Raw genomic sequence first — 24,804 nt, forward strand, 5'->3', positions numbered from 1 at the left:
GACGTTTTGCGAGGTCGACCATGCACATTCACATTCTCGGTATTTGCGGCACTTTCATGGGTTCGCTGGCGGTGCTCGCCAAGGAACTCGGCCATCGCGTCACCGGTTCCGACGCCAACGTCTACCCGCCGATGAGCACTCAGCTCCAGGCGCAGGGCATCGAGCTGACCCAGGGCTACGACCCGGCGCAGCTGGAGCCGGCACCCGACCTGGTGGTGATCGGCAACGCCATGTCGCGCGGCAACCCGGCCGTGGAGCACGTGCTGAACAAGGGCCTGCCCTACGTCTCCGGCCCGCAGTGGCTGGCCGACCACGTGCTGCAGGGCCGCTGGGTGCTGGCGGTGGCCGGCACCCACGGCAAGACCACCACCAGCAGCATGCTGGCCTGGGTGCTGGAGCACGCGGGCATGAGCCCGGGCTTCCTGATCGGCGGCGTGCCACAGAACTTCTCGGTCTCGGCGCGCCTGGGCGGCACGCCGTTCTTCGTGGTGGAGGCCGACGAGTACGACAGCGCGTTCTTCGACAAGCGCTCGAAGTTCGTGCACTACCACCCGCGTACCGCGATCCTCAACAACCTTGAGTTCGATCATGCGGACATTTTCCCGGACCTGGCGGCCATCGAACGGCAGTTCCACCACTTGGTGCGCACCATTCCCAGCGAAGGCCTGGTGATCCACCCCACCACCGAGCAGGCCCTGGAGCGGGTCATCGGCATGGGCTGCTGGACCCCGGTGCAGACCACTGGCGAAGGCGGCCAATGGCAGGCGCGCCTGCTCAGCGCCGACGGCTCGCGCTTCGAGGTGCTGTTCGACGGTGAGGCGCAAGGCGTGGTGGACTGGGCGCTGACCGGCCAGCACAACGTCGCCAACGCCCTGGCCACCCTGGCCGCCGCGCGCCATGTCGGCGTGGTGCCGGCCATGGCGATCGAGGGGCTGAGCGCCTTCAAGAGCGTCAAGCGGCGCATGGAGAAGGTCGCCGAGGTTCAGGGCGTGACCATCTACGACGACTTCGCCCACCACCCGACCGCCATTGCCACCACCCTCGATGGCTTGCGCAAGCGGGTCGGCGAGGCGCCGGTGATCGCGGTGATCGAGCCGCGCTCCAACTCCATGAAGCTTGGCGCCCACCGCGATGGCCTGCCGGAAAGCGTCAACGATGCCGACCAGGTGATCTGGTACGCGCCGCCCAACCTGGGCTGGGACCTGGCCGCCACGGCGGCGCAGTGCAAGGTGCCCTCGGTGGTGGCCGACAGCCTCGAGGCGATCATCGAGCGGGTCAAGGGCCAGGCGCGCCCCGGCACGCAGGTGGTGATCATGAGCAACGGCGGCTTCGGCGGCCTGCACGGCAAGCTGGCCGAGGCCCTGAAGTGAGCGGGCCGGAACGCATCACCCTGGCCATGACCGGCGCCTCCGGTGCGCAGTATGGCCTGCGCCTGCTCGACTGCCTGGTGCGCGAGGACCGCGAGGTGCACTTCCTGGTCTCCAAGGCCGCGCAACTGGTGATGGCCACCGAGACCGACGTGGTGCTGCCGGCCAAGCCCCAGGCCATGCAGGCCTTCCTCACCGAGTACACCGGCGCCGCCGATGGGCAGATTCGCGTGTACGGCAAGGAAGACTGGATGTCGCCGGTGGCCTCCGGCTCGGGTTCGCCCGCGGCGATGGTGGTGGTGCCGTGTTCCACCGGCACGCTCTCGGCGATCGCCACCGGGGCATGCAACAACCTGATCGAGCGCGCGGCGGACGTTACCCTCAAGGAGCGTCGCCAACTGATCCTGGTGCCGCGCGAGGCGCCACTGTCGACCATCCACCTGGAGAACATGCTCAAGCTGTCGCAGATGGGCGCGGTCATCCTGCCGGCGGCGCCGGGGTTCTACCATCAGCCGCAGACCATCGACGACCTGGTGGACTTCGTCGTCGCACGCATTCTCAACCTGCTGAACATTCCCCAGGACATGCTGCCGCGCTGGGGCGAGCACCACTACGGGGTCGACGATTGAAGCGCGCACTGGTGGGTTTGCTGGCGGCGGGGCTGCTGGGTGGTTGCGCGACGGCGCGCACGCTGGATGCCGCCAAACCGGGCGCGCCGGTGGTGTATGCCGGTACGCGCCTGAACCTGTACGTGATGAATGGCGGCTGCTGCCCGCTGGACCGCTTTGGCGCCGAGGCCCCGGCGTATCCGGGGCTGGACCTGCCGGGGAGTGCGTTGCTCGATACGCTGCTGTTGCCGTTGTCGGCGCTGACGGCGCTAGGGGTTGGGTTCAACGCCACGGGTGGTCTTTGATACGCAATCGCGGGCTTGCCCCGCGATTGCGCCTGAAGACCTACAAATCACTTCCTGCCTAGCTTGCGCAACTCATCCGACTCGACCACGCGCACCCCATCCTCCTCTTCCAGCGCCAACCGCCACAGCGCCCGCGCCAGGGTGCACGCCTCGATCCCCCGATACTTCCCAGGCATGAACCGCGAGAACGGCGCCGCGAGGCGCTCGCCCAACCGCGGTTCCATGCGCTCGCCCAGCAGCAGCGAGGGCCGCACGATGGTCAGTTGCGGCCAGTCCTGCGCCTTGAGCGCCTCTTCCATCTCGCCCTTGACCCGGTTGTAGAAGATCGACGATTTCGCGTCCGCGCCGATTGCGCTGATCACCAGCAGGTGCCGCGCGCCCAGTTCCCGCGCGCGTTTGCTGAAGGCCACCACCATGTCCAGGTCGACGGCGCGGAACGCCCGTTCGGACCCCGCCTGCTTGAGCGTGGTGCCCAGGCAGCAGAAGGCGATGTCGACACGACCGGCCAGTTGCGGGAGAAACACCGCCGGGTCACCCACCGGGTTTTCCAGGTGCGGGTGCTCGGCCAGGGGACGGCGCGTGGGCGCCAGGACGCGGCTGATGGTGGGTTCGCTGAGCAGGCGGTCGAGCAGGTGTTCACCCGTCAGGCCTGTAGCACCGGCAAGCAGGACATGCTGAGGCGTCAAATACATGATGTCTCTCCCTTGTTACAGCTCAGCTTAGCGGGTGCCAGGCTTTTTCGCCTGCGCGCCCGAGGCTGGCTGGGCCTCGTTACGCAATGCTTCCTCGGCCTGCTGCTGGCGCAGTCGTTGCCAGTGCGCCAGCACCTGGGGCGGTGCCCACAGCTGCGGCTCGGAGGCCTCGAAACCTTCCCTTCGTTCCCGTTCGGCAACACTGGCGCGCGCCAGTTCAAACGCCTGTTTCAGGTCGTCGGTCTGGTTCAGCGCCTGGGCGAACAGGGCGTCGCCGAAGTAGGTGAAGTCGGCCTCTTCCGAACAGCCGAACGACACCCGGTCCGGGCGGGCGGCGGTCATGATCAGGGTCCGGTCGTCCTTGAGCGGGGCGATGTAGCCCCCGGAATAGCAGGCGGAGATGACAATCACCTTGTCGCGCTCCTTGAGCGGCGCCAGGGCGCCGGCCAGCTCGTTGGCCGACAGGTCGGCCAGTTGCAGGCGCGGCTGGTCGAGCACCAGTTGGTGGTCGTGGCTGCCGTGGCTGGTCAGGTAGACGAAGACGATGTCTTCCGGGCCGCTGCGCTCGGCCAGGGTGCGGGCGGCGCGGGTGAGGTTCTCGCGGGTGGCCATGGGCCGGTCGGCCAGGTGGTCGCGGTGGTTGACCAGGGTGACCTGGCCGCGAGCGCCGAAGCGCACCTTGAGCATGTTGCTGACGTAGTCGGCCTCGCGCAGGAACACGCTCTGCTGGCCATCGCCGGCCAGCACCAGGCTGTACAGCTGGATCGGCGGCGCCGAGCGCGGCACCTTGGCCAGCGCATCGTCCAGCAGCTTGCCCTGGTTGAGCAGGGCCAGGTCCAGCGGGTCGGGCAGCAGCGTGCCCTTGTCGTCGCGCACGCGCACGCCGTTGATCCAGTAGCCGCCCGCGACGCGGCCATCGGCCTGGATCAACCGGCCGGCACCCTGGTAGGCGTCGTTGTCGAAGCCGCCGATGTACTGGCTGCCGTCGGCCAGGTGCAGGTGGCCCTGGCCGTTGAAACGCCAGTCGACGAAGCCGCCCTTGTAGCGGCTGCCGTCGCTGCCCAGCAACTCGCCCTGGCCGCTCAGCGAGCCGTCCTTGAAGTCGCCGATCCACACGTCGCCGTCGGCATTCTCGTAGCGGCCACGCCCCTCGAGGCGGCTGTCCTTGAACTCGCCGATGTACTGCTCGCCGTCGACGCTGTCGTAGGTGCCGGCGCCCTGCAACTGGCCGTCGCTGAAGTGGCCGCTGAAGCGGTTGCCGCTGGCATCGCTGCGCACCCCGGCGCCGTTGGGCTTGCCCTTGGCGAACAGGCCCTGGTAGCGGCTGCCGTCGGCCAGTTGCAGTTCGCCGGCCCCTTCGTACTGGTCGTCCTTGAACTGGCCCCGGTAGGTCTGGTCGTGTTGCTTGAGGGTGCCTTCGCCGTCGCGTCGGCCGTGCTTGAAGGTGCCGGCGTAGTGGCTGCCGGGGGTGGTCAGGTCGCCCAGGCCGTCGAACAGGCCCAGGGCGAACTGGCCACGGTAGACCTCGCCATTGCTGCCGTGCCATTCGCCCTGGCCATGCCACTGGCCATTCTGGAAGGTGCCGGCGTACCAACTGCCGTTGGGGTAGTCGATGCGCCCTTCGCCTTGCAGCAGCCCGTCGACCACCTGGCCACGGTAGCGGCCGCCGTCGGGCAGGCGCGCATCCGGGGGCGACAAGGGTTCACCTTCGCCGCAGGCGGCGAGCAGCAGGGTCAGGGCGAGGGGGAGCAGGGGACGCATGGCGGAATCCGGGCACAGAGACTTTCCGAGTATGCCGCAGAATCGGGGGGTGAGACAGCCATTGGGCGAGGGTGCACGGTGTCCTCAGCGCGGGGCGAGCCCGCACCTACAGGCGCTGCGCAGTGCTCAGGAGCGACGCGGTGCCGGTAGCAGCGGGCTTGCCCCGCGATGGGCCGCGAAGCGGCCCTGGGCGGCAGGTCAAACGAAGCAGAGCGAAAGCGGCTCGGCAATGTACGCCGGCTTGTCCTCACCTTCGATTTCCAGGGTGACGGTGGCTTTGAGCAGCCACTGGCCCGGCTTCTTTTCGGTGGCATCGGTCAGGTCGACCTTCAGCCGAACACTGCTGTCGACCTTCACCGGCTGGATGAAGCGCACGCTGTCCAGGCCGTAGTTGACCACCATCTTCAAGCCCTCGGGCAGGACCAGGATGTCCTCCATCAGCTTGGGAATCAGCGAAAGGGTGAGAAAGCCATGGGCGATGGTGGTGCCGAACGGGGTCTTGGCGGCCTTCACCGGGTCGACATGGATGAACTGGAAGTCGCCGGTGGCCTCGGCGAACAGGTTGATGCGTTGTTGATCGATTTTCAGCCATTCGGAACGTCCCAGTTCCTTTCCAACGTACTGCGAAAGCTCTGTAACGGGTACATAGGGCATCGCGACTCTCCAGGTTGTCTTTTGGTACGAGGGTGCAAGATCAGCACGCTGCGCGGCTGCGGTCAAGTCATTGGCTTTTCGGCGAATATCGCCTTATAGGCAAAAGGGGGCGTGCTTATAATGGCGCCAATGCCCCAAGGAGATGCTTATGCTGTTGCGTGGTTTGACCTGGCTGGTGCTGTTCCAGCTGCTGGGTACGGCGATCAATCACCTGGTGTTGCCCATCCTGCCGGGGCCGATCATCGGCCTGCTGCTGTTGCTGGCGTACCTGATGATCCGCGGCGAGGTCGGCAAGCCACTCAACGAAGCGGCCGGCAGCCTGCTGCGCTACCTGCCGCTGCTGCTGGTGCCGCCAGCGGTGGGGGTGATGGTCTATGCCAGCGACATCGCCGCGGACTTCTGGGCCATCGTCGGCGCGTTGGTGATCTCCTGCCTGCTGACGCTGGTGTTCGTCGGCATGCTGATGCAGAAGCTGATCCACCGCCAGGGCAAGCGCGAGGAGCAGCCATGAGCCTCGATTGGCACGGCGCGCTCGAGGCGGTCATCCACCACCCCTTGTTCGGCATCGGCGTCACCCTGGCGGCCTACCAGTTGGTGCTGGCGGCTTACGAGCGCACCCGCTGGATCTTCCTGCAACCGGTGCTGGTGTCGATGCTGGTGGTGATCGGCGTATTGCTGCTGTGCGGCATCGACTACGCCGAGTACCGGCGCAGCACCGAGATCCTCAACATCCTCCTGGGCCCGGCCACCGTGGCGCTGGCGGTGCCGCTGTACCTGAACCTGCGGCGCATCCGCCAGCTGTTCTGGCCCATCTTTACTACGCTGGTAATCGGAGGCCTGTTCGCCACCGTGGCCTGCGTGGCCCTGGGCGCGTGGTTCGGGGCCGAGCATATGATCCTGATGACCATGGCGCCGAAGTCGGTGACCTCGCCGATCGCCATGCTGGTGGCCGAGCAGATCGGCGGCGTGGCCGCGCTGGCGGCGGTGTTCGTGCTGATCACCGGGGTGATCGGCGCGATCTTCGGCCCGGCGCTGCTGACCCGCTGCGGCGTGCTCAGCCCCGAGGCGCGCGGTATGGCCCTGGGCGTGACGGCGCATGCGGTGGGCACCTCGGTGGCCTTGCAGGAAAGTGACGAATGCGGCGCCTTCGCCGCGCTGGCGATGAGCCTGATGGGGGTGGCCACAGCGGTGTTCCTGCCGTTGGCGGTCAGCCTGGTGGCTTGAGGAATGACGATGACGCTACCGCTGTTTCCCCTCAATACCGTGCTGTTTCCAGGGTGCCTGCTGGATCTGCAGATCTTCGAAGCGCGTTACCTGGACATGATCGGCCGCTGCATGAAGCAGGGCGAAGGTTTCGGCGTGGTGTGCATCCTTGAAGGCGAGCAGGTGGGCAAGGCCCCGCCGGCCGTGGCCTCGCTCGGGTGCGAGGCGTTGATCCGCGATTTCGTGCAGCAGGACAACGGCCTGCTGGGCATCCGTGTGGAGGGGGTGCGGCGCTTCCAGGTGCAGAGCACCGAGGTGCTCAAGGACCAGTTGCTGGTGGGCGAGGTGCACTGGTTGCCGGACCTGCCGGACAGCCCGCTGGTGGAGCAGGACGACGACTTGCTGGCGCTGTTGCTGGCCCTGGGCGAACACCCGATGGTCGAGGCGCTGGACATGCCGCGCGACGTCGACGGGCGGCAGTCGCTGAGCAACCAGTTGGCCTACCTGTTGCCGTTCATGGAAGAGGACAAGCTCGATTTGCTGGCGATCGATTCGCCGCAGGAGCGATTGGTGGCGATCCAGGCGTTGCTGGAGCGGATCCAGGGGGAGTTGTTTGCCTGATGGCGTTCAGGGGATTGTGCCGGCCCCGCGAGAGGGCCGGTGAACCCGGCGCATCACCTCAATACTGGTAGCGCAGCAACGCCTTCGGCAGTGAGTGCAGGGCAAAGAACGCCAGCAACGCGATGCATGCCGGCAAGATCAACCACCACACCCGTTGCGGCAGCGCGCTCAGCGTCTGGCGATGCTGCACTGCGGTCAGGCTGATCGCGCACACGCAACACGCCAGCAGTGCTCCCGCGAGGATATCCGTCGGCCAGTGCGCCCCCAGGTACACCCGCGACAGGGCGATCGACAGCGCCGGCAATACCCCCAGCAGTACCCAGGTCAGGCGCATGCGCGGCGGTTGCCCGCGCCCGGCCAGTATCGCCAGCACCAGGAAGAAGGCGAACGACGCCGAGCTGTGCCCGCTGGGCATGCTGTAGCTGGTCAGCGGGTCGCTCAGTACCTCCGGGCGCGCGCGGGCGAACAACCATTTCAGGGTGCCGTTGGCCAGCGCCGTGCCCATCAGCGCGCTGCCGGCGAAGATCGCCTGGCGCCATTGCCGTGCCAGCAGCAGCAAGCCGGTCAGCAGGCCGCCGAGGAAGAACTGGGTGCGGAAGTCGCCCAGGCGGGTGACCAGCACCACGATGCCGTCGATGGCCTGGCTGCGATGCTCCTGCACCAGGGTCATCAGGCCCTGGTCGAATTCATGCAGGTACGGCCAGCCGAGGAACAACGCCACCAAGGCCACCAGGCTCAGCGCGGCGATCAGCCGGGTGCCGTGGCGCTGGTCGCGGATGCTGCTGTTGAGGCTCAGGCCCACCAGTACCGCCAGGCTGCCGGCGACGATCCCGGCATCCAGCCAGAAGCCTTCCGGCAGCGGCAAGCGCATGGCGGCGCCGGTGGCCCAGCCGGGCAGCAGGTAGGCCACCGACCAGCCGGCGCCCGCCACCAGGCTGACGGCGATGAAGCGCGGCAGCGGCATGTCGAACATGCCGGCGACCATCGGCAGCATCGGCCGCAGCGGCCCGATGAAGCGGCCCACCAGCAGGCTGGCGATGCCGTAGCGCTGGAAGTAGGCCTCGGCGCTGCCGATCCATTCCGGGTGGCTGCGCAGCAACGGCAGGCGACGAATGTTCTGGTGGAAATACTTGCCGATGCCGTAGGACAACGCGTCACCGAGCATCCCGCCGAGGAAGCCCAGCAACAGGGTTTCGCCCAGGCTGAAGGCGCCGCTGCCGGCCAGCACGGCCACGGCGAACAGCAATACGGTGCCCGGCACGACGATGCCGGCGATGGCCAGGCATTCGATGCAGGCCACCAGGAAAATTGCCAGGCCAAGCCACTGGGGGTTGGCGCCGAGCCAGCCGGTCAGGCTGTCGAGCCATTGGCTCATGGGTCAGCTTCCTTGTTCGAGGGTAAAGAAGTCCCGTCCTTCGACCTGGCCCCGACGCAGCGGGTTCCGGGTGCAGAAACGGGCGAATTCGGCGTCGACGAAGCGGTACGGCAGGTGCTCGTCGCGGCCTTTGGGGATGCCCAGGCGTGTGGCCTGGATCACCCGTGGCACGGTAATGCCGCAGTCTTCGACGTAAAGGCGCTCGGGGTCGAAGCGCTGGGCGTCCCAGTGCGGCACCTTCAGGCCCAAGGCCCGGCACAACAGGGTCTGGCCGGCGCACAGGCGCTCGGCTGGGCGCAGGTTGCCGCTGGCGTCGGGGTTGTTCAGTTGCATCTGCGCCAGGCTGTTGGCGCCCGAGAGGGCATCCACCCAGGGGTAGGCGGACTTGATCAGCACCGCGTTGCCCGGGCCCTGGGCGCTGAAGTTCAGCGAATCGCCGCCGCGAGCGTAATACATGTAGATGTGCCCGCCGTCGAGGAACAGCGCCTTGCGCTTCTCGGTGTAGCCCAGCGAGGCGTGGCTGCCCTTGTCGGTGAGGTAGTAGGCCTCGGTCTCGATGATCCGCGCGGCCAGCCACAGGTCGCCGTGGCGGTGGCGGATGACCTTGCCCAGCAGGTCGCGGGCGAGGGTCTGGGCGTCGCGGTCGAAGAAGGGGGCGGGCAGGGCGCGGGCCGGGCAGGGGGCTGGGGCTTGCATGGGGCGCGGTTCGTCGTTGGGAGGGCGGGGATCATAGCAATTAATTGCTTAATCGATGCTGAACCGGACGGCCCTATCGCGGGGCAAGCCGGCTCCTGCAGGTCCCCCCGCAGCCATCATGAACGAGGCGAACCCTATGGGGGCGGGCTTGCCCCCGCGATAGGGGGGGGCACTGGCAACGGAAATTTCGATATGCCCGGTTACATCTTTCCTACACATAGCCCCCGGCATTTTCTACCATCCGCCACCCGCCGCTGGGCGTATACCAGCGCGGCAGTTATAATCAGCCGATTTCCCCTTTGGCAAGACACCGAACCCATGACCGAGTCCGTTCTTGACTACATGACCCGCCTGGGTCGCGCCGCCCGTGAGGCCTCGCGGGTGATCGGCCGTGCCAGCACCGCGCAGAAGAACCGCGCCCTGCAGGCCGCCGCCGACGCGCTGGACGCCGCTCGCACCGAGCTGGCCGCCGCCAATGAACGTGACCTCGCCAGCGGCCGTGCCAACGGCCTGGAACCCGCGCTGCTCGACCGCCTGGCCCTGACCCCGGCGCGCATCGACGGCATGATCACCGGCCTGCGCCAGGTCGCCGCCTTGCCGGACCCGGTCGGCGCGATCCGCGACATGAGCTACCGCCCGTCGGGCATCCAGGTCGGCAAGATGCGCGTGCCGCTGGGTGTCATCGGCATCATCTACGAGTCACGCCCGAACGTGACCATCGACGCCGCCAGCCTGTGCCTGAAGTCGGGCAACGCCACCATCCTGCGGGGCGGCTCCGAAGCCATCCACTCCAACCGCGCCATCGCCACCTGCATCCAGCGTGGCCTGGCCGAGGCCGGCTTGCCGGCGGCGGTGGTGCAGGTGGTCGAGACCACCGACCGCGAAGCCGTGGGCGCGCTGATCAGCATGCCCGAGTTCGTCGACGTGATCGTCCCGCGCGGTGGCCGTGGCCTGATCGAGCGCATCAGCCGCGACGCCCGGGTGCCGGTGATCAAGCACCTCGACGGCATTTGCCACGTCTATGTCGCCGAACACGCCGACCTCGACAAGGCCACGCGCATCGCCTTCAACGCCAAGACCTACCGCTACGGCATCTGCGGCGCCATGGAGACCCTGCTGGTCGACGCCAGCGTGGCCCCGGCGTTCCTGCCGCAGATGGCCCGCCGCTTCGTCGACAAGGGCGTCGAGCTGCGTGGCTGCGAGCGCACCCGGGCGATCATCGAGGCCAAGCCGGCCAGCGAAGACGACTGGCACACCGAGTACCTCGACGCGATCCTGTCGATTCGCGTCGTCGACGGCCTGGACCAGGCCATCGAGCACATCAACCACTATGGCTCGCACCACACCGACTCGATCGTCACCGAGCACCAGGGCCAGGCCCGGCGCTTCATGGCCGAGGTCGACTCGGCGTCGGTCATGCTCAACACCCCGACCTGCTTCGCCGACGGCTTCGAATACGGCCTGGGTGCCGAGATCGGCATCTCCACCGACAAGCTGCACGCCCGTGGCCCGGTCGGCCTGGAAGGCCTGACCTGCGAGAAGTACGTGGTGATCGGCGATGGCCAGCTGCGCGGCCAGGAGTCCTGCTGAGTTGAGCAAGGCCCAGGCAGCCCGGCGCATCGGCATCCTTGGCGGTACCTTCGACCCCGTGCATATCGGCCACCTGCGCAGCGCGCTGGAAGTCGCCGAGTTCATGGGGTTGGATGACCTGCGCCTGCTGCCCAATGCCCGGCCGCCACACCGCGACACCCCGCAGGTGGCTGCCGAGGCGCGCTTGGCGATGGTGCGCAGTGCGGTCGAGGGTGTTGACCGCCTGAGCGTCGATGCCCGCGAGCTGGCCCGCGACAAGCCGTCGTACACCATCGACACCCTGGAGTCGATTCGTGCCGAACTGGCTGCCGATGACCAGCTGTTCCTGGTGCTGGGCTGGGATGCCTTTTGCGGCCTGCCCGGCTGGCATCGCTGGGAAGAGCTGTTGCAACACTGTCACATCCTGGTGCTGCAACGCCCGGATGCCGACGTAGAACCCCCTGACGCGCTGCGCAACCTGCTGGCTGCGCGGTCACAGAGCGATCCCACCGCCATGTCCGGCCCGGCGGGGAACATTTCGTTCGTCTGGCAGACGCCGCTCGCGGTGTCCGCCACACAGATCCGACAGCTGCGGGCCAGCGGCCAGTCGGTGCGGTTCCTGGTGCCGGACGCAGTACTGGCCTATATCGAGGCGCACGACCTTTACCGTGCGTCGAACTGAGGGCGCCATGGGGCGCCTCATTCAATAGAGTTGAACGAGTTTTATATGACCAAGCAGAAAATCAATGGCGAAGAACTGGTCGAACTGACCAAGGCCGCGCTGGAAGACGTCAAGGCCCAGGATATCCAGGTCATCGACGTGCGCGACAAGCACAGCCTGACCGACTACATGATCATCGCCACCGGTACCTCCAACCGGCAGATCAACGCCATGCTGGAAAAGGTCCGCGAGGCGGTCAAGGCCAAGGGCGCGCAGCCGCTGGGCGAGGAAGGCAAGGGCGACAGCGACTGGGTCCTGCTGGACCTCAACGACGTCATCGTGCACATGATGACCGCCGCCGCCCGTCAGTTCTACGACCTGGAGCGCCTGTGGCTGGGTGCCGAGCAGAGCCGTTCGGCCGATGGCAAGCACCACAGCCCGGAGAACGTGCATGAGTACTCCGACAAGCTCAAGGACCGGGAATAACCCCGCGCCATGCGCCTGCGCCTGATCGCGGTGGGTTCGCGCATGCCCAAGTGGGTCGAGGAAGGCTGGCATGAATATGCCAAGCGCCTGCCCCCTGAGCTTGCGCTGGAGCTGGTGGAGATCCCGCTGAACACCCGTGGCAAGAACGCCGATGTCGCCCGCCTGATCCGTCAGGAAGGCGAGGCGATGCTCGCCAAGGTTCAGCCTGGGGAACGGATCGTCACGCTCGAAGTCCATGGCAAGCCCTGGAGCACCGAGCAACTGGCGGTCGAGCTGGACCGCTGGCGCCTGGATGCGCGCACGGTCAACCTGATGGTGGGCGGCCCGGAAGGGCTGGCGCCGGAAGTCTGTGCACGCAGCGAGCAGCGCTGGTCGCTGTCACCGCTGACCCTGCCGCACCCGCTGGTACGGATACTCCTGGGCGAGCAGATCTACCGCGCCTGGACCGTGCTGTCCGGGCATCCCTACCACAAATGAACCTGTAAGCCCGATGCCGCAGCAGATCCGCCTCAAGGACCACGAGAAAGACGCCCGCCTGGTGCGCAACCGCGTCGTGGTCGGCGCGGTGGCGATCGTGCTGCTGGTGTGCGTGCTCATCGCGCGGCTGTACTACCTGCAGATCATCCAGTACGACTACCACTCCACGCTGTCGGAGAACAATCGGGTGCACGTGCAGCCGATTCCGCCGACCCGTGGGTTGATCTTCGACCGTAACGGGGTGATCGTCGCCGACAACCGCCCCAGCTTCAGCCTGACCATGACCCGTGAGCGCGCTGGCAAATGGCAGGAAGTGCTCGACACCATCGTCGAGGTGCTGGAGCTGACTGCGGATGACCGCACGCTCTTCGAAAAGCGCATGAAGCAGGGGCGCCGGCCCTTCGAGCCGGTGCCGATCCTGTTCGAGCTGAACGAAGACCAGATCGCCCGCATCGCCGTCAACCAGTTCCGCCTGCCCGGTGTGGAAGTGGCGGCGCAGTTGGTGCGGCACTACCCGCAGGGGCCGCATTTCGCCCATTCGGTGGGCTACGTGGGGCGCATCAACGAGAAGGAACTCAAGACCCTCGACCCGGTGAACTACAGCGGTACCCACCATATTGGCAAGACCGGCGTCGAGCGTTTCTACGAAGACGAGCTGCACGGCCAGGTGGGCTACGAGGAAGTCGAGACCAACGCCCGGGGCCGCGTGTTGCGGGTGCTCAAGCGCACCGACCCGATCCCCGGCAAGGACATCGTGCTGAGCCTGGACATCAAGCTGCAGGAAGCCGCCGAAGCGGCCTTGGCTGGCCGGCGCGGCGCCATCGTGGCCCTCGACCCGCGTACCGGCGAGGTGCTGGCGATGGTCAGCCAGCCGAGCTTCGACCCCAACCTGTTCGTCACTGGCATCAGCTTCAAGGCCTACGCCGAGCTGCGCGACTCGATCGACCGGCCGTTGTTCAACCGGGTGCTGCGTGGCCTGTACCCGCCGGGCTCGACGATCAAGCCGGCAGTGGCCATCGCCGGCCTCGACAGCGGCGTGGTCAACGCCGGCACGCGGGTCTTCGACCCGGGCTACTACCAATTGCCCAACTACGACCACAAGTACCGCAACTGGAACCGCACCGGCGACGGCTGGGTGGATCTTGATGTGGCGATCATGCGGTCGAACGACACGTACTTCTACGATCTTGCGCACAAGATGGGCATCGATCGGCTGTCCAGCTACATGAACAAGTTCGGTATCGGCCAAAAGGTCTCGCTGGACATGTTCGAGGAATCGCCTGGCCTGATGCCGTCCCGTGAATGGAAACGCGCCACCCGCCGCCAGGCTTGGTTCCCCGGCGAGACGCTGATCCTCGGCATTGGCCAGGGCTATATGCAGGCCACGCCCCTGCAACTGGCCCAGGCCACCGCGTTGATCGCCAACAAGGGCAAGTGGAACCGCCCGCACCTGGCCAAGACCATCGAAGGCAAGCCGCCCGTGGACGAGAACCCCATGGAGGACATCGTCCTGCGCGACAAGTCCGACTGGGCCAAGGTGACCCACGGCATGGAGCAGGTGATGCACGGTGCCCGTGGCACCGCGCGCAAGGCGTCGATCGGCGCGCAGTACCGCATCGCCGGCAAGAGCGGCACCGCCCAGGTGGTGGCGATCAAGCAGGGCGAGAAATACGACCGCAACAAACTCCAGGAGCGCCACCGCGACCACGCGTTGTTCGTCGCCTTCGCCCCGGCCGACGATCCGAAGATCGTGGTCTCGGTGATGGTCGAGAACGGTGAGTCCGGCTCTGGCGTCGCCGCGCCGGTGGTGCGCCAGGTGATGGACGCCTGGCTGCTCGACGAGAGCGGCCGGCTCAAGCCCGAGTTCGCTCCTGCCACCGTCGCCCAGGAATCGGCCCCGTGAAGAACAATTTCGATCGCATGCTCTCCAGCGAGGACGTGATGCGCAGGCGCGCAAGCTTCCTGCAGCGCATCCATGTCGACGGCCCGCTGCTGCTCATCCTGCTGACCCTGGCGGCTGGCAGCCTGTTCGTCCTCTATTCGGCCAGCGGCAAGAACTGGGACCTGCTGATGAAGCAGGCGACCTCGTTCGGCATTGGCCTGGTGTCGATGTTCGTCATCGCGCAACTGGAGCCGCGCTTCATGGCGCGGTGGGTGCCGCTGGCGTACGTCGCCGGGGTGGTGCTGCTGGTGGTGGTGGACGTCATGGGCCACAACGCCATGGGCGCCACGCGCTGGATCAACATCCCCGGGGTGATCCGCTTCCAGCCCTCTGAGTTCATGAAGATCATCATGCCGGCGACCATCGCCTGGTACCTGTCCAAGCGCACCCTGCCGCCGCACCTCAAGCACGTGGCGATCAGCCTGGTGCTGATCGGCTTGCCGTTCATCCTCATCGTCCGCCAGCCCGACCTCGGCACCGCGCTGCTGATCCTCGCTTCGGGCGCCTTCGTGCTGTTCATGGGCGGCCTGCGCTGGCGCTGGATCATCAGCGTGATCACCGCTGCGGTGCCGGTGGCGGTGGCGATGTGGTTCTTCGTCATGCACGACTACCAGAAGCAGCGTGTATTGACCTTCCTCGACCCGGAAAGCGACCCCCTGGGCACCGGCTGGAACATCATCCAGTCGAAGGCGGCGATCGGCTCGGGCGGGGTGTTCGGCAAGGGCTGGCTGCTGGGCACCCAGTCGCACCTGGACTTCCTGCCAGAAAGCCACACCGACTTCATCATCGCCGTGCTCGGCGAGGAATTCGGCCTGGTGGGCATCTGCCTGCTGCTGATCGTCTACCTGCTGCTGATCGGCCGCGGCCTGGTGATCACCGCCCAGGCCCAGACCCTGTTCGGCAAGCTGCTGGCTGGCAGCCTGACCATGACCTTCTTTGTTTATGTATTCGTCAATATCGGTATGGTCAGCGGCCTGTTGCCCGTGGTGGGTGTGCCGCTGCCCTTCATCAGCTATGGCGGAACTTCGTTGGTGACGCTGCTGTCAGCGTTTGGCGTTCTGATGTCGATCCACACGCACCGCAAATGGATCGCGCAAGTTTGAAAAAGGTGAAGAATTCAATGCAAGCAGTGCGTGGCTGGATGGCCCGTTGTGCGCCATGGGTTGGCGCGGTGGGGTTGTTCGGCGCAGTCCAGCAAGCCAATGCCGGTGACTACGACGGCTCGCCCCAGGTGGCCGAGTTCGTCGGGCAGATGACCCGCGACTACGGCTTTGCCAGCGAGCAACTGATGGGCGTGTTCGGCGAGGTGCAGCGCAAGCAGGCGATCCTCGACGCGATCTCGCGGCCGGCCGAGCGGGTCAAGCCGTGGAAGGAATACCGCCCGATGTTCATCACCGATGCGCGCATCGCCCGTGGCGTCGACTTCTGGCGCCAGCACGAGGCCGTCCTGGCCCGTGCCGAGCAGGAATACGGCGTGCCGGCGCAGTACATCGTCGCCATCATCGGCGTGGAGACCTTCTTCGGCCGCAACACCGGCAACTACCGGGTGATCGATGCGTTGTCGACCCTGGGCTTCGACTACCCGCCGCGCGCCGAATTCTTCCGCAAGGAGCTGCGCGAGTTCCTCCTGCTGGCCCGTGAAGAGCAACTCGACCCGCTCACCCTCAAGGGCTCCTACGCCGGTGCCATGGGCCTGCCGCAGTTCATGCCGAGCAGTTTCCGCAATTACGCGGTGGACTTCGACGGCGACGGCCACATCAATATCTGGACCAACCCGGACGATGCCATCGGCAGCGTCGCCAGCTACTTCAAGCGCCACGGCTGGGTGGCCGGGCAAGCGGTGGTCAGCCGTGCCCAGGTCAGCGGCGCGCGGGCCGACGAGGGCCTGACCACCGGCATCGAACCGGTGAAGACGGTCGGGGAGTTGCGAGCGCTGGGCTGGTCGAGTCATGATGCGCTGCGCGATGATCTGCCGGTCACCGCTTTCAGGCTCGAAGGCGAATACGGCCCGGAATACTGGATGGGCCTGAAGAACTTCTACGCGATCACGCGCTACAACCGCAGCGTGATGTACGCCATGGCGGTGCATCAGCTTTCGGAACAGCTGGTCCAGGCACGGGGCGTCAAGTAATGCGCGAACTCTTTACAGCCAATACCTTCAAGCTGCTGACCTGCCTGGCCGTGGGCCTGGTGCTGGCCAGTTGCTCCTCCAGCCGCCCCACGCCGCAAGCCGGCAACACCGTGCGTGCGCAGCCGGGCCTGGACATCAACCGCGCGCACAAGGACGGCGCGCCCTGGTGGGACGTGGACGTCAACAAGATCCCCGACGCCACCCCGACCGTGCACAACGGTGCCTACAAGGCCAACCCCTACACCGTGCTGGGCAAGACCTACTACCCGATGCAGGACTCGCGCAACTACCGCGCCGAGGGCACGGCGTCGTGGTATGGCACCAAGTTCCACGGGCAGAACACCGCCAACGGCGAGCTCTACGACCTTTACGGCATGAGCGCGGCGCACAAGACCCTGCCGCTGCCGGCCTACGTGCGGGTGACCAACCTGGCCAACGGGCGCAGCGTGATCCTGCGGGTCAACGACCGTGGCCCGTTCTACTCCGACCGCATCATCGACTTGTCCTACGCCGCGGCGAAGAAGCTCGGCTATGCCGAGATCGGCACCGCCCACGTGCGCGTCGAGGGCATCGACCCGCAGCAATGGTGGGCCCAGCGTGGCCAGCAGCCGCCTTTGGTGCTCAAGGAGCCGCAAGTGGCCCAGGCCCAGCCGATCCCGGCCAGCACCGGCCGCGTCGAACAGTGGACCCCGCCGCCGCAGCAGCACGCGGCGCCCGTGGTGCCGGTGCAGGTCGCGGGCAATAACGTGCCGGGCAACAGCGGCGGCAGCTTCCTGCAGGTGGGCGCATTCGCCAACCCGGATGCCGCCGAGCTGCTGCGCTCCAAGCTCAGCGGCATGGTCAGCGCGCCCGTGTTCATCAGCTCCATCGTGCGTAACCAGCAGACCCTGCACCGGGTACGCCTGGGGCCGATCAACAGCCAGGGCGAAATCCAGCAGACGCAGGACAGCATTCGCCTGGCCAACCTCGGCCAGGCCAAGCTGGTCACCGACTGACCGCGCAGAAGCCGACGCCGACCTGTCGGTTTGTTCATGAATTGCCAGCCCCGGCCATGTACAATGGCCGTTTTGCCCCTTGAGGCATGGGCTGTCCGCCAGCCCTGAAGCAGACTGAAACGCCATGGCACGTCCATGGAACATCAGACCCTTAGCGATTTACGAGAGACGGATGAACATCACCAACCTTGCCAAACGACTTTGCCTGCCCGTACTGCTGATGATCATGCCCGCTGCCTTCGCAGCGGAACAGATGATGCCGGCACCGCCGCAGCTGGCGGCCAAGTCCTATGTACTCATGGATGCGTCCAGCGGCAACGTGCTGGTCGAGAACAACGGTGACGAGCGCCTGCCGCCAGCCAGCCTGACCAAGCTGATGACCGCCTACATCGCCACCCTCGACATCCGTCGTGGCCAGATCGGCGAGAACGACCCGGTGACCGTCAGCGAGAACGCCTGGCGCACCGGCGGGTCGCGGATGTTCATCAAGGTCGGCAGCCAGGTCACCGTCAGCGACCTGCTGCACGGCATCATCATCCAGTCGGGCAACGATGCCTCGGTCGCCCTGTCCGAGCACATCGCCGGCAGCGAAGACGCCTTCGCCGACATGATGAACAAGACCGCCGGCGACCTCGGCATGTCCAACTCGCACTTCATGAACCCCACCGGCCTGCCGAACCCGGAGCACTACTCCTCGGCCCACGACATGGCCCTGCTGGCGCGCGCGATCATCAACGAAGACCCGGCGCACTACGCGATCTACTCGCAGAAAGAGTTCTACTGGAACAACATCAAGCAGCCCAACCGCAACCTGCTGCTGTGGCGCGACAAGACCGTCGACGGCCTGAAGACCGGCCACACCGAAGAAGCCGGCTACTGCATGGTCGCCTCCGCCGTGCGTGACGGCCAGCGCCTGATCGCTGTGGTGTTCGGCACCAACAGCGAACAGTCCCGCGCCGCCGAGACCCAGAAGCTGCTGACCTACGGCTTCCGCTTCTTCGAAACCCAGACCTTCTACCAGAAGGGCACCGAGCTGAGCCAGGCACCGGTCTGGAAGGGCGCCACCGGCCAGGTGAAGGCCGGCCTGGCCAACGACCTGACCATGACCATGCCTAAAGGCCAGTTGAAACGCCTGCAGGCTTCGATGACCATGAACCCGCAGCTGACCGCGCCCATCGCCAAAGGTGACGTGATCGGCAAAGTGGAAGTCAAACTGGACGAGAAAGTGGTCCACAGTGCCGACCTCATCGCCCTCGACGGCGTCGAGGAAGGTGGTTTCTTCCGTCGTATGTGGGATAGCATTCGCCTATTCTTCTACGGGTTGTTCAACTGACACGTGACCTGCACGCCCCCGCGAACCCTGCGGGGGCGTTGTTGTTGCCACGGCTTACGAGGCCGTTTCCGCCATGAGCGAACCTGACGTCAAGTCGCATAAAATCGAATTCCCCTGCGAGGATTACCCGATCAAGGTGATCGGCGATACCGTGGTCGGTTTCCGGGACACCGTGATCGAGATCCTCAGCAAACACGCCAAGGTCGACCTGAGCACGTTGGCCGAGCGCCAGAGCAAGGAAGGCAAGTACACCACCGTGCAGCTGCATATCGTCGCCGAGAGCGAGAACCAGCTGCACGACATCAACAGCGCCCTGCGAGCCACCGGCATCGTGAAAATGGTGCTGTGATGCAAGCGAGTCTCGGTTTCCGCGATCTTGGCCTGCAGCCCTATGAGCCGGTGCTGGAGGCCATGCGTCGCTTTACCGAGCAGCGCGGCCCGCAAAGCCAGGACGAAGTATGGCTGGTCGAGCACCCGCCGGTGTTCACCCAGGGCCAGGCCGGCAAGGCCGAGCACCTGCTGGTGCCAGGCGAGATCCCGGTGGTGCAGACCGACCGCGGCGGCCAGGTCACTTACCATGGCCCCGGCCAGTTGGTGGCCTACCTGTTGCTGGACGTGCGCCGCCTGAGCATTGGCGTGCGCGAGCTGGTCAGCCGCATCGAGCAGACCCTGATCGACCTGCTCGCCAGTTACGGCGTGCAGGCCGCGGCCAAGCCCGATGCGCCGGGTGTCTATGTCGACGGGGCGAAGATCGCCTCGCTCGGCCTGCGAATCCGCAACGGTCGTTCGTTCCACGGCCTTGCCCTGAACGTGGACATGGACCTTGCGCCATTCCGCCGAATCAACCCCTGCGGGTATGCGGGGCTGGCGATGACCCAGCTGCGCGACCTGGCAGGCCCGATCGAACTCGACGAGGTCAGGACAAGGCTGCGCGGACAGCTGGTCAAGCACCTCGACTATGCTGAGCAGACGACCCTCACGGGCGGAATCGACTGATTATGACAACTGTGCAAGAAGCCGTGCCGAACCTGATACCTACCCAGGATGTCACCCCGCGCCCCGCGCCGAAGAAGGTGGAAGCTGGGGTGAAACTGCGTGGCGCCGAGAAGGTGGCGCGCATCCCGGTGAAGATCATCCCCACCGAAGAGCTGCCGAAGAAACCCGACTGGATCCGCGTGCGCATCCCGGTCTCCCCGGAGGTCGACCGCATCAAGCAACTGCTGCGCAAGCACAAGCTGCACAGCGTCTGCGAAGAGGCGTCCTGCCCGAACCTGGGCGAGTGCTTCTCTGGCGGCACCGCGACCTTCATGATCATGGGCGACATCTGCACCCGTCGCTGCCCGTTCTGCGACGTCGGCCATGGCCGGCCGAAGCCGCTGGACCTGGACGAGCCGAAGAACCTGGCCATCGCCATCGCCGACCTGCGCCTGAAGTACGTGGTGATCACCTCGGTGGACCGCGACGACCTGCGTGACGGCGGCGCCCAGCACTTCGCCGACTGCATTCGCGAGATCCGCGCACTGTCGCCGGGCGTGCAACTGGAGACCCTGGTGCCGGACTACCGTGGCCGCATGGACGTGGCGCTGGAAATCACCGCCCAGCAGCCGCCGGATGTCTTCAACCACAACCTGGAGACCGTGCCACGCCTGTACAAGGCCGCGCGTCCAGGTTCGGACTACGACTGGTCGCTGGACCTGCTGCAGAAGTTCAAGCAGTTGGTGCCGCACGTGCCGACCAAGTCGGGCCTGATGCTCGGCCTGGGCGAGACCGACGACGAGGTCATCGAGGTGATGCACCGCATGCGCGAGCACGACATCGACATGCTGACCCTCGGCCAATACCTGCAACCGTCGCGTAGCCACCTGCCGGTGCAGCGTTTCGTGCACCCGGACACCTTTGCCTGGTTCGCCGAGGAAGGCTACAAGATGGGCTTCAAGAACGTCGCCTCCGGCCCGCTGGTGCGCTCCTCGTACCACGCAGACCAGCAGGCTCACGAAGCCAAGATCAAGCTCTGAGCCTGGTTTGACCCGTCAATGCCGATGCGCGCCGTGAGGCGGCATCGGCATTTTCGTTTCAGGGCGCCGTTTCCCGATGGGCGCAGCCGCCATCGGCACCCACAGTGTCGGCCCCTGTATCCGCATGGAGTTGCACGATGAACTGTGTTGAAACCCTCGCCTCACCCTTGCCCAAGGCACTGACCGGCAATGCCCGCTTCGCCATCGTCGCGCCGGCCGGGCCTGCACGCCTGGATGCCGACAAGGCTCGGCAGTGGTTCGAACGCCGCGGTTACCAGTGCCGGCTCTTCCCCGGTGTCGACCAGGCCGATGGCTACTTGGCCGGTAGTGATGCGCAACGCCTGCAAGACCTGCACGACGCCTTCGCCGACCCTGAGATCGACGCGATCCTGTGCATGCGTGGCGGCTATGGCAGCATGCGCCTGCTCGACCGCCTCGATTTCGAGCTGATCCGTCGCCACCCCAAACCCTTGATTGGCTACAGCGACATCACCGCCCTGCACACGGCGATCGCCCGACATGCCGGGTTCATCACCTTTCATGGCGCAATGCTCAACGCCGACTTGCTGGGGGAGAAGCAGCCACCGACCGAACGCTCGTTGTTCGAGCAATTGCAGGGGCTGAAAGGCGCAGGTGACAGCTTGGGCCACCCCGCAGCCTATCCGCTGACCAGTGTGGTGCCGGGCGTTGCCAGCGGGCGGCTGGTCGGTGGCAACCTGTCGATGCTGGGCGCCACCCTGGGTACCCTGGCGGAGGTCGATACACAGGGTTGCATCCTGTTCATCGAAGACGTCAACGAGCCGCTGTACCGGGTGGACCGCTTGCTGACGCAGTTGCGCCTGGCAGGCAAGCTCGACGGGGTGAGCGGGGTGCTGGTGGGGGATTTCGCCGGGATCACGGTGGCGGCACTGACGCCATTGCTGCGGGAGATTTTCGCGCCGCTGGGCGTGCCGGTGCTGGCGGGGTGGCGCAGTGGGCATTGCGACCCGAACCTGTGCCTGCCACTGGGCGCGCGGGTGCGCTTGGACACTGAAGTGCGGGGGCTGGTGCTGGAGCAGGCGCTGTTCCTGTAGGCCGCGTCGCCTTCATCGCGGGGCAAGCCCGCTCCTACAGGGACCGCGTTGCGCCAAGGGCCTGCGGTGAACCTGTGTGGGCTTGCCTCGCGATAGAGGCGCTGCCGCGCTCAGCGCTGGCGTAGGCTGTCCAGCAACTGATGCGTCGGGTAGCCATCCGCTGGCCAGCCCCGGGCCTGCTGGGCATTGCGAATGGCCTTGCGGGTATTGGCACCGATGATCCCGTCGGCGTTACCGGCTTCGTGCCCACCGCTATTGAGCAGGTTCTGCAGTTCCATGCGCTCGCTGCGGCTCAGCGGCAGGTCGTCCTTCGGCCAACTGCCGGCAATGAACCCCCAGCCCGAGAAGCGATCGCCCAGTAGCCCGACGGCCAGCGCATAGGACGACGAATTGTTGTACTTCAGGATGGCGCGGAAGTTGTCCAGCACCAGGAACGCCGGGCCGCGCGCACCCGCAGGCAGCAGCAGGGCGGCGGACAGTTGGCTGCTGCCGTTCGGCAGTTGGGTGCCAGCGGGCAGCTTCACCCCCAGTTGCAGCCAGTCGCTGACCGGCTTGCGCAGCGAGCCATCGGCCAGCCAGTAATCGAAGCCCGCCGGTACCTGCACCTCGAAGCCCCACGGCTGGCCGTGCTTCCAGCCCGAGGCCTGGAGGTAATGGGCGGTCGAGGCCAACGCGTCGGCGCTGCTGCTCCAGATATCGCGGCGGCCGTCGCCGTCGAAGTCCACCGCGTGGGTGTTGTAGGTGGTGGGGATGAACTGGGTCTGGCCCATGGCGCCGGCCCAGGAGCCGCGCATGGCCTCGGGCTGGATATCGCCGTTCTGCAGGATCTGCAGCGCGGCGATCAGCTGGTCCTGGGCGAACTGTGGGCGACGGCCCTCGTAGGCCAGAGTGGCCAGCGAGCGGATCACCGATTTGTTGCCCTGGAACTGGCCGAAGTTGCTCTCCATGCCCCACACCGCCACCAGCGTCTGGCGGTCGACGCCATAGCGCTGTTCGATGCGTGTCAGCAGCTCGGCATTCTGCTCGAGCAGTTTCTTGCCATTGCGCACGCGCAGCGGCGACAGCGCGCCGTCGAGGTATTCCCACACCGGGCGGGTGAATTCCGGCTGGCTACGGTCGGCCTTGATCACGTCCATGTCCGGGGTGACGCCGAGGAAGGCGCGGTCGAACAGGGCGGGGCTGATACCGGCTTGCAGCGCCTGTTGGCGGAAGCCGGCCTGCCATTGGGCGAAGGTTTGCAGGGGCTGGATTTCGGTGCTCACGTCAGGCGTGGCGGTTGGCAGGGTGACGACAGGCGTCGGCTGGGCGGGTGCCAGCGGCAGGGCGTCGGCGGCGGTGGGTTTTTCCGCGCAGGCGACGAGCAGGATGAAGCTGGAGGCCGCGATCAGCTGGCGGGGTTGCCAGCGTTGGGAAAGGCTGAAGGGCATGCACAGATCCAGGTTTGCAGTTCAGGTGCCGACCATACCATGACTGCGCCTTTTCATGCCGCCAGAAAGCAAGAAGCCTCCCAATCTCTCGATTGGAAGGCTTCGCGGCGGTAGCTGCCCTTGCCCTTTTCCGGTCGTTCCTGGCGGCAGCGGAACAGGGGTTGGGCGACGATCGACTTGGCCTTGTTCGGGCCGTGCTTTTTCGGCTTCTTGCTCATGGCGGGGTTCCCGATGGGGGTGGGTTTCGGGGCGCACTTTAAGGCTGGGGGTGGGGGAGGACCAATTGATTGTGTTTATCGCGGCTGACCTCGTCGCGGTGCAAGCCGGCTCCCACAGGTGGGCGAGCTGGGGCTTATTCCGGTGGAAGGGCGATGCGCTGGCCGGCCATCAGCAGCGACAGGCGCGCCAGGCTGGTCCACGGCGAACCCTCGGCCTGGCCCTTGATCTGCGCATCGATGCGCTGGGCATCCTGCAGCAGCTGTGCCCAGCGTTGCGCGGAAAGGCGTTGCAGGGCCTTGCTGACCAGCGGTCGGCGCTTGTCCCAGACCGGCGGGCGGGCTTGGCTGAATGCCTTGTCCAGCGGCACGCCCTGGCTGAACTGCTGGGCCAGGCCGGCCAACTGGCGCAACTCGCGGGCCAGCGCCCAGAGAATCACCGGCGGCTCCACCCCTTCACCACGCAGGCCTTCGAGCATGCGCAGGGCGTGGGCGGCTTCGCCGTTGAGGATGGCGTCGACCAACCCGAACACGTCGAAACGCGCGCTGTCGGCCACCGCCGCCTGCACGGTCTCGACGGTGATCTGGCTGCCCTCGGCGAGCAGCTTGAGCTTCTCGATCTCCTGGGCGGCGGCCAGCAGGTTGCCTTCGACCCGTGCGGCGATCAGGTCGACCGCGTCGCGCTGGGCCGACAGCCCGGCCTGGGTCAGGCGTTGGTTGATCCACTGGGGCAACTGCTGCGCGTCGACCGGCCAGATCTGGATGAACTGGCAATGCTCGCCCTCGATCAACGCCTTGCCCCACTTGGTCTTCTGCGCACTGCCATCGAGTTTGGGCAGGCTGATCAGCAGCAGGGTGTCTTCAGCGGGGCGGGCGCAGTACTCCATCAATGCGGCAGCGCCTTTGTCGCCGGGTTTGCCCGAGGGCAGGCGCAGTTCCAGCAGGCGTCGTTGGGCGAACAGCGACAGGCTGGCGCCGGCCAGCAGCAGGCTGCCCCAGTCGAAGTTGGCGTCGGCGCTGAACACCTGGCGTTCGTCGTAGCCTTGCTGGCGCGCGGCGTTGCGGATGGCGTCGGCGGCTTCCTGGCACAGCAACGGGTCGTCGCCGCTGATCACGTAGACGGGCGCGAGGTTGCCTTGCAGGTGCTTGTTGAGCTGGGCGGGGGAGAGCTTCATGGGATAGGCGGGGCACCTGGGGT

The 24,804-nt window shown here is 66.4% G+C and carries 27 protein-coding genes; 19 read left to right on the forward strand and 8 right to left on the reverse strand.

Features of this window, described 5'->3' with window-relative positions:
- Nucleotides 1-20 precede the first annotated feature (20 nt).
- The 3 genes from mpl to P0Y43_RS11820 are packed head-to-tail and all read left to right on the forward strand — an operon-like array spanning nt 21 to nt 2,280.
- On the forward strand, nt 21-1,370 hold the full coding sequence (gene mpl / locus P0Y43_RS11810) for a UDP-N-acetylmuramate:L-alanyl-gamma-D-glutamyl-meso-diaminopimelate ligase (protein WP_275637442.1): 1,350 nt from the start codon (nt 21-23) through the stop codon (nt 1,368-1,370).
- Nucleotides 1,367-1,996 (forward strand): flavin prenyltransferase UbiX, encoded by a 630-nt coding sequence (gene ubiX / locus P0Y43_RS11815; RefSeq protein ID WP_275637443.1) that lies wholly within the window; start codon nt 1,367-1,369, stop codon nt 1,994-1,996. The genes mpl and ubiX overlap by 4 nt, the downstream gene beginning before the upstream one ends.
- Nucleotides 1,993-2,280 carry a YceK/YidQ family lipoprotein gene (locus tag P0Y43_RS11820; protein WP_275637444.1) on the forward strand — a complete coding sequence of 96 codons (288 nt, stop codon included), beginning with the start codon at nt 1,993-1,995 and terminating at the stop codon, nt 2,278-2,280. Before ubiX ends, P0Y43_RS11820 begins: the two co-directional genes overlap by 4 nt.
- A gap of 47 nt (nt 2,281-2,327) precedes the next feature.
- Here the strand turns inward: P0Y43_RS11820 and P0Y43_RS11825 are convergent, their stop codons facing one another.
- The 3 genes from P0Y43_RS11825 to P0Y43_RS11835 all read right to left on the reverse strand — a co-directional run bounded on the left by P0Y43_RS11825 (nt 2,328) and on the right by P0Y43_RS11835 (nt 5,387).
- Nucleotides 2,328-2,972 (reverse strand): oxidoreductase, encoded by a 645-nt coding sequence (locus P0Y43_RS11825; RefSeq protein WP_275637445.1) that lies wholly within the window; start codon nt 2,970-2,972, stop codon nt 2,328-2,330.
- Nucleotides 2,973-2,999: 27 nt separating this feature from the next.
- Complete coding sequence (locus P0Y43_RS11830; RefSeq protein ID WP_275637446.1) at nt 3,000-4,733, reverse strand: C13 family peptidase; 1,734 nt, start codon at nt 4,731-4,733, stop codon at nt 3,000-3,002.
- Nucleotides 4,734-4,931: 198 nt separating this feature from the next.
- Nucleotides 4,932-5,387 (reverse strand): MaoC family dehydratase, encoded by a 456-nt coding sequence (locus P0Y43_RS11835; protein WP_275637447.1) that lies wholly within the window; start codon nt 5,385-5,387, stop codon nt 4,932-4,934.
- Between the two features lie 148 nt (nt 5,388-5,535).
- Between P0Y43_RS11835 and P0Y43_RS11840 the strand changes: the two genes are divergently transcribed.
- From P0Y43_RS11840 to P0Y43_RS11850, 3 genes are read left to right on the forward strand one after another with little or no spacing between them, the layout of a single operon-like run.
- Complete coding sequence (locus P0Y43_RS11840; RefSeq protein ID WP_275637448.1) at nt 5,536-5,898, forward strand: CidA/LrgA family protein; 363 nt, start codon at nt 5,536-5,538, stop codon at nt 5,896-5,898.
- A complete protein-coding gene (locus tag P0Y43_RS11845; RefSeq protein WP_275637449.1) occupies nt 5,895-6,611 on the forward strand; it encodes an LrgB family protein in 717 nt (238 codons plus the stop codon). Before P0Y43_RS11840 ends, P0Y43_RS11845 begins: the two co-directional genes overlap by 4 nt.
- 9 nt (nt 6,612-6,620) lie before the next feature.
- Complete coding sequence (locus P0Y43_RS11850; RefSeq protein WP_275637450.1) at nt 6,621-7,211, forward strand: LON peptidase substrate-binding domain-containing protein; 591 nt, start codon at nt 6,621-6,623, stop codon at nt 7,209-7,211.
- Nucleotides 7,212-7,269: 58 nt separating this feature from the next.
- Here the strand turns inward: P0Y43_RS11850 and P0Y43_RS11855 are convergent, their stop codons facing one another.
- Together P0Y43_RS11855 and P0Y43_RS11860 are read right to left on the reverse strand one after the other, a co-directional pair.
- Nucleotides 7,270-8,586, reverse strand: coding sequence for a bifunctional DedA family/phosphatase PAP2 family protein (locus P0Y43_RS11855; RefSeq protein ID WP_275637451.1), 1,317 nt, complete (start codon nt 8,584-8,586; stop codon nt 7,270-7,272).
- A 3-nt stretch (nt 8,587-8,589) separates the two neighbouring features.
- Entirely contained in the window at nt 8,590-9,282 is a 693-nt protein-coding gene (locus tag P0Y43_RS11860) for a DNA-3-methyladenine glycosylase (protein WP_275637452.1), read from the reverse strand.
- A 318-nt stretch (nt 9,283-9,600) separates the two neighbouring features.
- On the opposite strand from P0Y43_RS11860, the gene P0Y43_RS11865 reads away from it, so the two are divergent.
- The 13 genes from P0Y43_RS11865 to P0Y43_RS11925 all read left to right on the forward strand — a co-directional run bounded on the left by P0Y43_RS11865 (nt 9,601) and on the right by P0Y43_RS11925 (nt 21,964).
- Nucleotides 9,601-10,872 carry a glutamate-5-semialdehyde dehydrogenase gene (locus P0Y43_RS11865; protein ID WP_275637453.1) on the forward strand — a complete coding sequence of 424 codons (1,272 nt, stop codon included), beginning with the start codon at nt 9,601-9,603 and terminating at the stop codon, nt 10,870-10,872.
- A complete protein-coding gene (gene nadD / locus P0Y43_RS11870) occupies nt 10,841-11,533 on the forward strand; it encodes a nicotinate-nucleotide adenylyltransferase (RefSeq protein ID WP_275637454.1) in 693 nt (230 codons plus the stop codon). The genes P0Y43_RS11865 and nadD overlap by 32 nt, the downstream gene beginning before the upstream one ends.
- A 45-nt stretch (nt 11,534-11,578) precedes the next feature.
- Nucleotides 11,579-11,998: a ribosome silencing factor gene (rsfS, locus tag P0Y43_RS11875; protein ID WP_275637455.1), complete on the forward strand. Its 420-nt coding sequence runs from the start codon at nt 11,579-11,581 to the stop codon at nt 11,996-11,998.
- A 9-nt stretch (nt 11,999-12,007) separates the two neighbouring features.
- Nucleotides 12,008-12,475, forward strand: a complete 468-nt coding sequence (gene rlmH, locus P0Y43_RS11880) for a 23S rRNA (pseudouridine(1915)-N(3))-methyltransferase RlmH (protein WP_275637456.1) — start codon at nt 12,008-12,010, stop codon at nt 12,473-12,475.
- 13 nt (nt 12,476-12,488) lie between these two features.
- Nucleotides 12,489-14,378: a penicillin-binding protein 2 gene (gene mrdA / locus P0Y43_RS11885; protein ID WP_275637457.1), complete on the forward strand. Its 1,890-nt coding sequence runs from the start codon at nt 12,489-12,491 to the stop codon at nt 14,376-14,378.
- 38 nt (nt 14,379-14,416) lie between these two features.
- Nucleotides 14,417-15,520: a rod shape-determining protein RodA gene (rodA, locus tag P0Y43_RS11890; protein WP_275637531.1), complete on the forward strand. Its 1,104-nt coding sequence runs from the start codon at nt 14,417-14,419 to the stop codon at nt 15,518-15,520.
- Between the two features lie 17 nt (nt 15,521-15,537).
- Complete coding sequence (gene mltB / locus P0Y43_RS11895) at nt 15,538-16,548, forward strand: lytic murein transglycosylase B (protein ID WP_275637458.1); 1,011 nt, start codon at nt 15,538-15,540, stop codon at nt 16,546-16,548.
- A complete protein-coding gene (locus tag P0Y43_RS11900; protein WP_275637459.1) occupies nt 16,548-17,543 on the forward strand; it encodes a septal ring lytic transglycosylase RlpA family protein in 996 nt (331 codons plus the stop codon). Before mltB ends, P0Y43_RS11900 begins: the two co-directional genes overlap by 1 nt.
- A gap of 172 nt (nt 17,544-17,715) precedes the next feature.
- Nucleotides 17,716-18,876: a D-alanyl-D-alanine carboxypeptidase family protein gene (locus P0Y43_RS11905; protein WP_275637460.1), complete on the forward strand. Its 1,161-nt coding sequence runs from the start codon at nt 17,716-17,718 to the stop codon at nt 18,874-18,876.
- A gap of 73 nt (nt 18,877-18,949) precedes the next feature.
- Complete coding sequence (locus tag P0Y43_RS11910; protein WP_213658440.1) at nt 18,950-19,225, forward strand: DUF493 domain-containing protein; 276 nt, start codon at nt 18,950-18,952, stop codon at nt 19,223-19,225.
- Nucleotides 19,225-19,872 (forward strand): lipoyl(octanoyl) transferase LipB, encoded by a 648-nt coding sequence (lipB, locus tag P0Y43_RS11915; RefSeq protein ID WP_275637461.1) that lies wholly within the window; start codon nt 19,225-19,227, stop codon nt 19,870-19,872. Before P0Y43_RS11910 ends, lipB begins: the two co-directional genes overlap by 1 nt.
- Nucleotides 19,873-19,874: 2 nt before the next feature.
- The gene (gene lipA, locus P0Y43_RS11920) at nt 19,875-20,891 is read left to right on the forward strand and encodes a lipoyl synthase (RefSeq protein WP_275637462.1); all 1,017 of its coding nucleotides are present in this window, start codon (nt 19,875-19,877) and stop codon (nt 20,889-20,891) included.
- Nucleotides 20,892-21,028: 137 nt separating this feature from the next.
- Nucleotides 21,029-21,964, forward strand: coding sequence for a S66 peptidase family protein (locus P0Y43_RS11925; protein ID WP_275637463.1), 936 nt, complete (start codon nt 21,029-21,031; stop codon nt 21,962-21,964).
- Nucleotides 21,965-22,074: 110 nt separating this feature from the next.
- Here the strand turns inward: P0Y43_RS11925 and P0Y43_RS11930 are convergent, their stop codons facing one another.
- The 3 genes from P0Y43_RS11930 to holA form a co-directional block, all read right to left on the reverse strand.
- Nucleotides 22,075-23,391 carry a lytic murein transglycosylase gene (locus tag P0Y43_RS11930; RefSeq protein WP_275637464.1) on the reverse strand — a complete coding sequence of 439 codons (1,317 nt, stop codon included), beginning with the start codon at nt 23,389-23,391 and terminating at the stop codon, nt 22,075-22,077.
- Between the two features lie 53 nt (nt 23,392-23,444).
- Complete coding sequence (arfA, locus tag P0Y43_RS11935) at nt 23,445-23,609, reverse strand: alternative ribosome rescue factor ArfA (RefSeq protein WP_275637465.1); 165 nt, start codon at nt 23,607-23,609, stop codon at nt 23,445-23,447.
- A gap of 134 nt (nt 23,610-23,743) precedes the next feature.
- Entirely contained in the window at nt 23,744-24,781 is a 1,038-nt protein-coding gene (gene holA, locus P0Y43_RS11940; RefSeq protein WP_275637466.1) for a DNA polymerase III subunit delta, read from the reverse strand.
- Nucleotides 24,782-24,804 lie beyond the last annotated feature (23 nt).

It is taken from the genome of Pseudomonas entomophila (genome assembly GCF_029193575.1).
In the GTDB taxonomy this organism is placed as follows: Bacteria; Pseudomonadota; Gammaproteobacteria; order Pseudomonadales; family Pseudomonadaceae; genus Aquipseudomonas; species Aquipseudomonas entomophila_G.

Excerpts from the sequence above, each read along its gene's own strand:
- P0Y43_RS11900 (WP_275637459.1), top strand. The coding sequence starts at position 16,548 with ATGCGCGAACTCTTTACAGCCAATACCTTCAAGCTGCTGACCTGCCTG.
- P0Y43_RS11830 (WP_275637446.1), bottom strand. The coding sequence starts at position 4,733 with ATGCGTCCCCTGCTCCCCCTCGCCCTGACCCTGCTGCTCGCCGCCTGC.
- P0Y43_RS11905 (WP_275637460.1), top strand. The coding sequence starts at position 17,716 with ATGAACATCACCAACCTTGCCAAACGACTTTGCCTGCCCGTACTGCTG.
- P0Y43_RS11840 (WP_275637448.1), top strand. The coding sequence starts at position 5,536 with ATGCTGTTGCGTGGTTTGACCTGGCTGGTGCTGTTCCAGCTGCTGGGT.
- P0Y43_RS11855 (WP_275637451.1), bottom strand. The coding sequence starts at position 8,586 with ATGAGCCAATGGCTCGACAGCCTGACCGGCTGGCTCGGCGCCAACCCC.
- mrdA (WP_275637457.1), top strand. The coding sequence starts at position 12,489 with ATGCCGCAGCAGATCCGCCTCAAGGACCACGAGAAAGACGCCCGCCTG.
- P0Y43_RS11825 (WP_275637445.1), bottom strand. The coding sequence starts at position 2,972 with ATGTATTTGACGCCTCAGCATGTCCTGCTTGCCGGTGCTACAGGCCTG.
- P0Y43_RS11850 (WP_275637450.1), top strand. The coding sequence starts at position 6,621 with ATGACGCTACCGCTGTTTCCCCTCAATACCGTGCTGTTTCCAGGGTGC.
- rsfS (WP_275637455.1), top strand. The coding sequence starts at position 11,579 with ATGACCAAGCAGAAAATCAATGGCGAAGAACTGGTCGAACTGACCAAG.
- P0Y43_RS11865 (WP_275637453.1), top strand. The coding sequence starts at position 9,601 with ATGACCGAGTCCGTTCTTGACTACATGACCCGCCTGGGTCGCGCCGCC.
- mltB (WP_275637458.1), top strand. The coding sequence starts at position 15,538 with ATGCAAGCAGTGCGTGGCTGGATGGCCCGTTGTGCGCCATGGGTTGGC.
- lipA (WP_275637462.1), top strand. The coding sequence starts at position 19,875 with ATGACAACTGTGCAAGAAGCCGTGCCGAACCTGATACCTACCCAGGAT.
- P0Y43_RS11925 (WP_275637463.1), top strand. The coding sequence starts at position 21,029 with ATGAACTGTGTTGAAACCCTCGCCTCACCCTTGCCCAAGGCACTGACC.
- nadD (WP_275637454.1), top strand. The coding sequence starts at position 10,841 with ATGGCCAGCTGCGCGGCCAGGAGTCCTGCTGAGTTGAGCAAGGCCCAG.
- P0Y43_RS11835 (WP_275637447.1), bottom strand. The coding sequence starts at position 5,387 with ATGCCCTATGTACCCGTTACAGAGCTTTCGCAGTACGTTGGAAAGGAA.
- P0Y43_RS11910 (WP_213658440.1), top strand. The coding sequence starts at position 18,950 with ATGAGCGAACCTGACGTCAAGTCGCATAAAATCGAATTCCCCTGCGAG.
- P0Y43_RS11860 (WP_275637452.1), bottom strand. The coding sequence starts at position 9,282 with ATGCAAGCCCCAGCCCCCTGCCCGGCCCGCGCCCTGCCCGCCCCCTTC.
- mpl (WP_275637442.1), top strand. The coding sequence starts at position 21 with ATGCACATTCACATTCTCGGTATTTGCGGCACTTTCATGGGTTCGCTG.
- P0Y43_RS11845 (WP_275637449.1), top strand. The coding sequence starts at position 5,895 with ATGAGCCTCGATTGGCACGGCGCGCTCGAGGCGGTCATCCACCACCCC.
- arfA (WP_275637465.1), bottom strand. The coding sequence starts at position 23,609 with ATGAGCAAGAAGCCGAAAAAGCACGGCCCGAACAAGGCCAAGTCGATC.
- P0Y43_RS11930 (WP_275637464.1), bottom strand. The coding sequence starts at position 23,391 with ATGCCCTTCAGCCTTTCCCAACGCTGGCAACCCCGCCAGCTGATCGCG.
- rodA (WP_275637531.1), top strand. The coding sequence starts at position 14,417 with ATGCGCAGGCGCGCAAGCTTCCTGCAGCGCATCCATGTCGACGGCCCG.
- rlmH (WP_275637456.1), top strand. The coding sequence starts at position 12,008 with ATGCGCCTGCGCCTGATCGCGGTGGGTTCGCGCATGCCCAAGTGGGTC.
- lipB (WP_275637461.1), top strand. The coding sequence starts at position 19,225 with ATGCAAGCGAGTCTCGGTTTCCGCGATCTTGGCCTGCAGCCCTATGAG.
- holA (WP_275637466.1), bottom strand. The coding sequence starts at position 24,781 with ATGAAGCTCTCCCCCGCCCAGCTCAACAAGCACCTGCAAGGCAACCTC.